This is a genomic window from Bacillus sp. BR3(2024), assembly GCF_039134555.1.
Taxonomy (GTDB): Bacteria; Bacillota; Bacilli; order Bacillales; family Bacillaceae_G; genus Bacillus_A; species Bacillus_A cereus.
The window spans coordinates 287501-297500 of record NZ_CP152433.1; the positions used below are offsets into that span (position 1 = coordinate 287501).

Genomic DNA, 10000 nt, shown 5'->3' on the forward strand with positions numbered 1-10000 from the left:
GTAACAACCCCGTAGTCGAAACTTCGTTCTCTCTTGAATGTATCCTGAGTACGGCGGAACACGTGAAATTCCGTCGGAATCTGGGAGGACCATCTCCCAAGGCTAAATACTCCCTAGTGATCGATAGTGAACCAGTACCGTGAGGGAAAGGTGAAAAGCACCCCGGAAGGGGAGTGAAAGAGATCCTGAAACCGTGTGCCTACAAATAGTCAGAGCCCGTTAACGGGTGATGGCGTGCCTTTTGTAGAATGAACCGGCGAGTTACGATCCCGTGCGAGGTTAAGCTGAAGAGGCGGAGCCGCAGCGAAAGCGAGTCTGAATAGGGCGTTTAGTACGTGGTCGTAGACCCGAAACCAGGTGATCTACCCATGTCCAGGGTGAAGTTCAGGTAACACTGAATGGAGGCCCGAACCCACGCACGTTGAAAAGTGCGGGGATGAGGTGTGGGTAGCGGAGAAATTCCAATCGAACCTGGAGATAGCTGGTTCTCCCCGAAATAGCTTTAGGGCTAGCCTTAAGTGTAAGAGTCTTGGAGGTAGAGCACTGATTGGACTAGGGGTCCTCATCGGATTACCGAATTCAGTCAAACTCCGAATGCCAATGACTTATCCTTAGGAGTCAGACTGCGAGTGATAAGATCCGTAGTCAAAAGGGAAACAGCCCAGACCGCCAGCTAAGGTCCCAAAGTGTGTATTAAGTGGAAAAGGATGTGGAGTTGCTTAGACAACTAGGATGTTGGCTTAGAAGCAGCCACCATTTAAAGAGTGCGTAATAGCTCACTAGTCGAGTGACTCTGCGCCGAAAATGTACCGGGGCTAAATACACCACCGAAGCTGCGGATTGATACCAATGGTATCAGTGGTAGGGGAGCGTTCTAAGGACAGTGAAGTCAGACCGGAAGGACTGGTGGAGTGCTTAGAAGTGAGAATGCCGGTATGAGTAGCGAAAGACGGGTGAGAATCCCGTCCACCGAATGCCTAAGGTTTCCTGAGGAAGGCTCGTCCGCTCAGGGTTAGTCAGGACCTAAGCCGAGGCCGACAGGCGTAGGCGATGGACAACAGGTTGATATTCCTGTACCACCTCTTTATCGTTTGAGCAATGGAGGGACGCAGAAGGATAGAAGAAGCGTGCGATTGGTTGTGCACGTCCAAGCAGTTAGGCTGATAAGTAGGCAAATCCGCTTATCGTAAAGGCTGAGCTGTGATGGGGAAGCTCCTTATGGAGCGAAGTCTTTGATTCCCCGCTGCCAAGAAAAGCTTCTAGCGAGATAAAAGGTGCCTGTACCGCAAACCGACACAGGTAGGCGAGGAGAGAATCCTAAGGTGTGCGAGAGAACTCTGGTTAAGGAACTCGGCAAAATGACCCCGTAACTTCGGGAGAAGGGGTGCTTTCTTAACGGAAAGCCGCAGTGAATAGGCCCAAGCGACTGTTTAGCAAAAACACAGCTCTCTGCGAAGCCGTAAGGCGAAGTATAGGGGGTGACACCTGCCCGGTGCTGGAAGGTTAAGGAGAGGGGTTAGCGTAAGCGAAGCTCTGAACTGAAGCCCCAGTAAACGGCGGCCGTAACTATAACGGTCCTAAGGTAGCGAAATTCCTTGTCGGGTAAGTTCCGACCCGCACGAAAGGTGTAACGATTTGGGCACTGTCTCAACCAGAGACTCGGTGAAATTATAGTACCTGTGAAGATGCAGGTTACCCGCGACAGGACGGAAAGACCCCGTGGAGCTTTACTGTAGCCTGATATTGAATTTTGGTACAGTTTGTACAGGATAGGCGGGAGCCATTGAAACCGGAGCGCTAGCTTCGGTGGAGGCGCTGGTGGGATACCGCCCTGACTGTATTGAAATTCTAACCTACGGGTCTTATCGACCCGGGAGACAGTGTCAGGTGGGCAGTTTGACTGGGGCGGTCGCCTCCTAAAGTGTAACGGAGGCGCCCAAAGGTTCCCTCAGAATGGTTGGAAATCATTCGTAGAGTGCAAAGGCATAAGGGAGCTTGACTGCGAGACCTACAAGTCGAGCAGGGACGAAAGTCGGGCTTAGTGATCCGGTGGTTCCGCATGGAAGGGCCATCGCTCAACGGATAAAAGCTACCCCGGGGATAACAGGCTTATCTCCCCCAAGAGTCCACATCGACGGGGAGGTTTGGCACCTCGATGTCGGCTCATCGCATCCTGGGGCTGTAGTCGGTCCCAAGGGTTGGGCTGTTCGCCCATTAAAGCGGTACGCGAGCTGGGTTCAGAACGTCGTGAGACAGTTCGGTCCCTATCCGTCGTGGGCGTAGGAAATTTGAGAGGAGCTGTCCTTAGTACGAGAGGACCGGGATGGACGCACCGCTGGTGTACCAGTTGTTCTGCCAAGGGCATAGCTGGGTAGCTATGTGCGGAAGGGATAAGTGCTGAAAGCATCTAAGCATGAAGCCCCCCTCAAGATGAGATTTCCCATAGCGTAAGCTAGTAAGATCCCTGAAAGATGATCAGGTTGATAGGTTCGAGGTGGAAGCATGGTGACATGTGGAGCTGACGAATACTAATAGATCGAGGACTTAACCATATAATATGTAGCAAATGTTATCTAGTTTTGAAGGAATATGCCTTCATAGTTTGGTGATGATGGCAGAGAGGTCACACCCGTTCCCATACCGAACACGGAAGTTAAGCTCTCTAGCGCCGATGGTAGTTGGGACCTTGTCCCTGTGAGAGTAGGACGTCGCCAAGCAACTTTAAGACGAGTCAGAATGACTCGTCTTTTTTGTATGCTTTCATACCTCTATCAATTGCATTTTTAACCCCTTCTAAATAAGAAAATCCATATTTTTTATCTGGCTCTAAGTAAGTTCCTTCCGCCCACTCGTTCCATGCGTTAATAAATAAAAACTCGCTGTTATAAAAAGAGTAAGTACGATGAATTTGCTTGCTTAAATATATGGTGAACTTTTCAGGGGTAGAACCTACAAAGATGCTGCTATTCGCGTTTTTACGTCGTGCAGTATTATCCCAATCAACAAAAGCCCCGGGAAATGTTTTTTTCTTTGGGAGCGATCGTTGTAATATATACATCCATACTTTATCGTAGTCCCAAACATTTAATTGCATATCAGAATCATATATTACCTTATTTATGTCTGAAGAGCTATCATGGGCAATTGTATAGAAAGGTTCAAACTGAATGCTGGCATCGAATCCATTTATATTAGGTAGTGGAAAACTGTTTAATGTTTCAGCAAAGTATATACCTTTTAAACCATTTTCTCGCGCTAATGCATTCCAGTAATTAAGCATTTTTTCACAATCAGGAATATGTCCTGGACGATAAATAATGAATAGAGGTTTATCATCTATATAAATATATCTCTCATCTTGGAAAGCCTGTAATAAATAATCAAAGTGTTCCTTCCAATCAGATATATCTCCGTAGTCTTGAGGCATTAATATATGTTTATCGAGACCATCCCAAGATTTTGTCCATGGTTCATTTGCCCAAGAAAGACAAAAAGGGAAGTCAGGTTCCTTCATCTTTAGTACCTCATTAAAGGGTGTTTCTAATAGTCTTTTTCCCTTAAACCAGTAATGATAATAACAAAAACCATATATACCGTATGCTTTAGCGATTTCCGCTTGCCACTTTCTTACGGAGGGGGTAGTTAAGTCGTAATAAAAATCTTGATAAGGTTCCCTAGGTTGATAATGTCCTGAAAATAAAGGTTGTGCACTTTTAGTATTTGTCCATTCAGTAAATCCTTTCCCCCACCATCGATCATTTTCTTTAATTTGATGGAATTGTGGTAAGTAAAAAGCGATTATTTTCAAGTTATATCCCCCTCATGTTTTTCGTAGTTCAAGTGTTGGGAAGTTATTCTTGATTTGGTGAAGCAATTTTAAAACAAGAGATATGTTATCTGTTTACTGTCTTTTTATGGTATGTATTGGATTTCTTTAAGCTTACTTAATTAAGAGAGTATTAGGTAATTTGATATATAGCTGAAATAGAAAGTGCTTTTCGTCATGAAATTTATTACGTTGAATGAAAGGAATTAAATTTTTTGAAGGACAAAGAGGGCCTGTGGTAATCGATTTACATCATCAAAAAAGTCTTGTAGCTTTAAATATTTCTCATAATGATTTTCAATATAAGTCCTAGGTATAACAGTTTCTCCGTAAAAACTACTATTTCTAACATCTCCTGCACCAGTAGGACTGTGAACAAATTTGCCGTTTTCATAATCCGAGATGGCGCGATGTATATCTGGAAAAGCTTGAGATAAAGTTTTATGCCATCCTGTTTGAATTAATTCAGGATGTTCTTGGAATTGTTGACAAAAATCAAGAAAATAGCGCGCTTGTGTTGTTGCGATGAAGATTCCACCAGGGCGAAGAACTCTTGAAAATTCTTTTACCCAATTTTCGGCAGTTGCTTCGGATAAATGTGAGAATACAGAATAAGCGAATATGATATCTAATGAATTGTCACTAATAAATTCTACAGGGGGATGTGGACTTGCTGTTTTATATATCCCTCTTCCTAGTGTTTCATTACAAAGTGTGATCATCGCAGGATCGACATCAATGCCAAGTAAATTTTGATCAGAGGCATCTTTAAATAAGAAGCGTATAATTCTTCCCCATCCGCAGCCGAAGTCTAAAACTTTACTTTCTTTATTCAAGGGAACCCCTAAATTTTGGGCGTATTCTTTTATATGTCTATAAAACAAATATGCTTCGTAAAGAGCATGTTCATAGGAAGCACCTACAAATTGTTTTTGAATTTCTTCAGGAGGAAACCTAGGTACGGGAACCCCATTTATCGTTGTTTGTGAACAACTTTGTATAAATAAATTTAGAAGTTCGACATCAGATAGTGAATTAACAAGATGATCAAAATCACTTCCTAACTTAAATTTATTCATTTGTTAAACCTCCGAATTATATAGTGATTAAACTTTATTTTCTTGCTTTTTACTAATAAAAACATGTAAAAATTCAGCATCTAACCCTAGTGATCTATCCTTTTGTAAATAAACAATGGTATACATGTTTGCGTGTGTATAAATATATTCAATCATATCCTGCCCCCAATCGAACGTTACTAAAGATCCATTCTCATCAATAGGGTTTCCATGATAAATGGGCTCTTCAATATATTCAATCACTTCTTGATTCATTCTTGCTCTTTGCACAGTTTTTGTGAGTGTATGATACCAAGGGACAGTAAATACATGAGCGCCGCCAGGTTTTAATACTCGTTCTATTTCTTTAAAGGCTTTGTTTGGCGTCATTACATGCTCAAAAACGTCTTGAGTAATGAATAAATCAAAAGATTCATCTTCAAAAGTCATGTCTTCTAAGTTCTCACATCTAATACCTTGAAAGTATTGGCCAAGAGGATAATTTCTAAAGTATTGAGAATAAGTATAGTTTTTACAGTTTTTTAATAGTAGCTGAGTTGTAATTCCTCCAGGAGAGGATTCGTGGATACTATAGGAATCCCATTTTGGAAAAAATGTATGCAAGGCATGGATTAAAGCTCGCTGCCTTGGTATAGAGTTACATGTAGAACATAAATAATGATCTCTAAGCCAATCATTATGCTCTATAAATGTAGCTTTCTTTTCGCAAATAACGCAGTACCCATTATTGTGTTTCAAATTGATTTCCACACGACATCCCTCCTATGTTAAATGCAATCTATTTATGGAAAGTATGATACACGTCAACAATCAGCGAAATCAAAGGGGGAATGGGTGAAAGTTAGGTATCTCTTAAAATTGCGATTAGGAGAAGGGAATAATCAGTTGAAGAGAACCCCCAATCGAATTAAAGTTTCACTTTATGCTATGCGATGCATCAGCTTTTATTCATGGGAAAATGTATAGACTTAAAATATCCCTTTCGTGTATGGATACATTTCAAAATCCTGTGTGTATATTTCTGTAACTAAATCCATAGTTTCTTTATCATAAAAGCTTTCGTATGTTGGAAATCGTGGGAAGTCTGTATCTGTAATGCTAAGTTCTGCATAGCTCCCTGCATAAATCATCTTGTGTGCGCGATGATGATCTGAATTTGTAAGAAGTGCTAAAGGGGATTTTATCAAATCGTACGTGTGTTCTAGTTTGGTGATTTGTGTATTAAAATCTTCTAAAGGAATATAACATTGGATGAAGTTTTCTTCACCAGGGACGTATTGTTGACTAAAATGTATATCTAACGCTAGAGAATTGGAGCTGAATGCCTGAACGTAATATAAAAATTGTTTAAATGATATTCCTTGATTACTATATTTGTCATTATAAAAATAATGACGGATACTTTCCCATTGAGGGCTAGCATATGGGTTGTCAGCAAGTAATAGAAATGAGCTGACAGCCCTTGTATAGGGATTTCGCACAAGTTTACAAACATCCTTTTTACCCTCTAGAAGACCATTTTGTAACTCTGGTATGTAATTTGTATTGTTCTTATACACCCAGAACTCATAGTAATGAATAAAGTCATTGTATTTCTTTGCTTCAGTAAATAATCCGATTTGAAAAAAGAACCAATTAGCTAACGCGGTGCATCCGCTTCTATGACTCCAAAATAGTATAATTGGAAAGTCTTTATGGTAATGCGGAATTCGATCTTTATGTAGAATTACATGATTTAAAAGTTCTTGATTTATATTCTTCATGAGTTCAGCACTCCTTTTTGGGAAATTTGTGTATGTAGACGTTTTTTTATGGGTTAAACAAGTGAGGATTGTTTATTAAATATATTCATGGGGATGAGTAAATATTATGAGTGTTTTTGCAGTCAACCTGAATAAGGAAGCTATTCTAAAATGAAAATAGAAAATAAAGATAATGAAAATTTATAACAAACATACAATGATAAGAAGATGAATAATCGAAATGATCCAGTTTATTTGTGTATATTTTTAGGTTTGACGACGGGAAAAATTTATTACTAGAGAGATGATATTATGAGGAAGAATAATTATTTAATAGTAGGTGGAAATAGTTTCATTGGTATCAACCTCGCATTGGGTTTATTGAAACAGGGGCAAAATGTAAAAGTATTTTCCAGACATATAAATAATTTTCCTCAAAATATTGTAAGTGAAGTTGAATTTATTAAAGGTGATTTAAAAAATGTTGAGGATATATATAAGGCTTTAGTGAATATAGATATTATTATTTATTTAGCTGCGACGTCTAACGTAGCAACTTCAATTGAAGATGTTTTCGGTGATATTAATAGCAGTCTATTTTTTCTTAATTTCATGGAAAGTGTTAAAGATTTTCGTATTAAAAAAATTATATTAGCTTCTTCGGGAGGCACAGTTTATGGTGAACCTGAATATTTGCCTATTGATGAGAAACATCCATTAAGACCACTTTCCCCGTATGGAATAACAAAAGTTTCGCTGGAGAATTATTTGTATTTTTATAAGAGAAAATATGGAATAGATTATGTTGTATGTAGATATTCTAATCCGTATGGAAAATACCAAAACCCCTTAAAAAAAGTAGGGGCGATAAATTGTTTTTTGTACCAGCATCTCAGTAATGAAAGGATTCATATATATGGGAATCCAGAGGAGATTATTAGAGATTATATTTATATCGATGATTTAGTTGAAATTACTATACAACTAGCACAATTAAATCAATTGAAATCTTGCGTATACAATATAGGGAGTGGCAAAGGTCTTTCTTTAAAACGAATTATAGTGGAATTAGAGAAAATAACAGAAAGAAAAGTGGATTTTATCTGTTACAAACAAAAACAAGAGAACGTTCAAAAAATCATTTTAAATATTGATAAGATAAAACAAGAATTGAATTGGGAACCTAAAATAGATTTTAAACATGGGATTAGATTAAATAAGCTATGGATTGAAGAGTTCTTATATAGTAAAAAATAATAACCCACGCTCTACTTGTATAAGCAGAGCGTGGGTTATTATTTTGCTTCTTTTTCTATAACCCAAAGGTCTTGATGTTCCCACCAAAATCCTTCAGTATACTTTTTGATAATTGGGTTATGGGGTAATAATTTAATTTTGTCACACACGTAAGAGGGACTAACTATCGTTTGTCCGTATTGATTCACATCTAAATCGAATTGTTCACTAGAAGAGAGAAACCAATAGCCCTTTTCATTTAAATTTGGAAACCCGAAGTATTTTTTGCTTTGATAGCCATGGGTTGTGAAAATGAATAAACCACCAGGTGAAACAGCGTTATACAATGTTTGCAGCCAACGAAACCAAGTTGTATCAGGCATATGAGAGAAAAAGGATAGACAAAAAACGATATCGTACGTAGAGGAGTCCAATTTTAACTGTTCAGGCTCAGGATGAGATAATATAGAAGAATTATTTAATTTGTTTTCAATAAAGGAAATAGCCTCTTCGTGTATATCGCAAGCGGTTATACTCAAATTCGCTTGTAGATTTAATAAATGACGTGTTACGCAGCCGTATCCGGATGCAAATTCTAACAATTTAATTGGATTGCCTGTAGGAGGATAAAGGGAAGTAATTAAGTTTAAGAGTATTTGTGCTGAGTTTTGCCCATCTTTAAAGTAGTAATCTATCGCTTCTTTTTTTGATGGGAAGACGGGATTAGTGACAATGAACTGAAAGATATGATCCTCAGGATGGATACTTGCATTTACATTATAGTTGTGTGCGATTTGAGAAATTAAATCTTTATGTTCCTCTATAAAGTCTTTCAAAGAGTATTCCTCCCTTAAGTAATAGTAGCAACTTACAAGAGATATTGATGGCATAGAAAGCACATGTTTAAATTTTTAAGTATGCTTTAAGATGCTTTCTATATGTATACATTTTCATTTTAGAAATGTCGTCGATAGTAAATCTTTCTTTAATGAAATTTTGCATTTGTACAACTTCATTGTAATGGGAGTATGAATCTTCTGTTCTCGTTACGCTATTTAAATGTCGTCTATGATAGTTTAAGGGGGATGGATTGAAGTAAATATCTCCCTCTGTAAGAAGAGAAACATAGAAAAACCAATCACCAGCTATTTTGAACTTCTCTAACTGTTTTTCTGTTTTCTTCATATCTATATTTTTAAAAACTACACTTGAAACATTAGGTATAGTGTTTTTGATAAGTAACGTATCTTGTATTTCTTCGACGCCTTTTCGAAAATAGGGGCCTTTCCATTTTTCTTTATCGATATCATTTGTGTAATTTAAATAATGATTAGCCAATACATTTCCTTGTTCATCAATTTGTTTTGATTGTGTGTAACTTAAGGTAATATTGTTATTTATATAAAACCCCTGTATCACCTCTTGTAAAAATGTCTTATCGCATAAGTCATCAGCCTCTGCGATCCAAATATAATCACCAGTTGCTGCAGAGACTCCTTTTATCCATTGTTTAAATACGGAACCAGAGTTTTTATCATTAATAATCTGTTGAACCTTCAGGTGGGGCTTATTTTCTTTTGAGAGCAGCTTTTTAAAAGTTGATACGCTATGATCAGTGGAGGCATCGTCTAAGAAAATTAGTTCGTAAAGAGGGTAGGTTTGGTTTAAGATTGATTCGATTCGAGCAGGTAAGTATTTTTCATAATTATAGTTCGGTATGATTACACTTATCTTTTTGTAATTATGTTCGAGAAGATCTAGTAATTGATAAATGTAATTAAGAAAATTGAAGTTTTTTTCGATAAGTTCTTGGCCAAAGCTTCCCTTTTGTAATCGTAATCCCTCATCGTGAATAAATTCATATATTTTCTCTAGCATTTTGGGTAAATTTAAAAAATCTACTAAGGCACCAGTTTTTTCTGTAACAACATCTTCAAAACCTCCAGCATTTTTAAACCCTATAACAGGAAGTTTTGCATCTAATGCTTCTAAAACAACATTTGGAAAAGGATCTTCCCTTGAAGTTAATAAGTATAAGTCAGCCCCGGCGTTATATAATCCAATATCGGGAGTAGGATCGACTAATGTGAAATGTGCTTTATATTTAGGGGGCAGTG

General features: G+C 38.0%; 7 protein-coding genes and 2 rRNA genes (2 of these 9 cut by a window edge). 3 read left to right on the forward strand and 6 right to left on the reverse strand.

Going from position 1 to position 10000, the window contains the following annotated elements; all coding sequences use genetic code 11:
- Together V7S45_RS01630 and rrf are read left to right on the forward strand one after the other, a co-directional pair.
- Window positions 1-2552, forward strand: a 23S ribosomal RNA gene (locus V7S45_RS01630) (it extends 370 nt beyond the left edge of the window).
- A 49-nt stretch (window positions 2553-2601) separates the two neighbouring features.
- A 5S ribosomal RNA gene (gene rrf, locus V7S45_RS01635) occupies window positions 2602-2717 on the forward strand.
- A gap of 14 nt (window positions 2718-2731) precedes the next feature.
- Here rrf and V7S45_RS01640 read toward each other — a convergent pair.
- From V7S45_RS01640 to V7S45_RS01655, 4 genes are all read right to left on the reverse strand, one after another.
- The gene (locus V7S45_RS01640) at window positions 2732-3808 is read right to left on the reverse strand and encodes a glycoside hydrolase family 99-like domain-containing protein (RefSeq protein ID WP_000690976.1); all 1077 of its coding nucleotides are present in this window, start codon (window positions 3806-3808) and stop codon (window positions 2732-2734) included.
- Between the two features lie 224 nt (window positions 3809-4032).
- Window positions 4033-4905, reverse strand: a complete 873-nt coding sequence (locus V7S45_RS01645; protein WP_001031897.1) for a class I SAM-dependent methyltransferase — start codon at window positions 4903-4905, stop codon at window positions 4033-4035.
- A 27-nt stretch (window positions 4906-4932) separates the two neighbouring features.
- Complete coding sequence (locus tag V7S45_RS01650; RefSeq protein ID WP_000405122.1) at window positions 4933-5655, reverse strand: methyltransferase domain-containing protein; 723 nt, start codon at window positions 5653-5655, stop codon at window positions 4933-4935.
- Window positions 5656-5873: 218 nt separating this feature from the next.
- Entirely contained in the window at window positions 5874-6668 is a 795-nt protein-coding gene (locus tag V7S45_RS01655) for a sulfotransferase family 2 domain-containing protein (protein WP_025688562.1), read from the reverse strand.
- A 291-nt stretch (window positions 6669-6959) separates the two neighbouring features.
- Here V7S45_RS01655 and V7S45_RS01660 point away from each other — a divergent pair, with 291 nt between their 5' ends.
- Window positions 6960-7904 carry an NAD-dependent epimerase/dehydratase family protein gene (locus tag V7S45_RS01660; protein ID WP_001230833.1) on the forward strand — a complete coding sequence of 315 codons (945 nt, stop codon included), beginning with the start codon at window positions 6960-6962 and terminating at the stop codon, window positions 7902-7904.
- Window positions 7905-7942: 38 nt separating this feature from the next.
- Here the strand turns inward: V7S45_RS01660 and V7S45_RS01665 are convergent, their stop codons facing one another.
- Both V7S45_RS01665 and V7S45_RS01670 read right to left on the reverse strand, forming a co-directional pair.
- Entirely contained in the window at window positions 7943-8719 is a 777-nt protein-coding gene (locus V7S45_RS01665; RefSeq protein WP_000651232.1) for a class I SAM-dependent methyltransferase, read from the reverse strand.
- A 67-nt stretch (window positions 8720-8786) separates the two neighbouring features.
- On the reverse strand, window positions 8787-10000 hold the 3' portion of the coding sequence (locus tag V7S45_RS01670) for a glycosyltransferase (RefSeq protein WP_342761628.1). The gene runs 718 nt beyond the window's last position; only the last 1214 of its 1932 coding nucleotides appear in the window; its start codon lies beyond the right edge, outside the window; the stop codon is at window positions 8787-8789.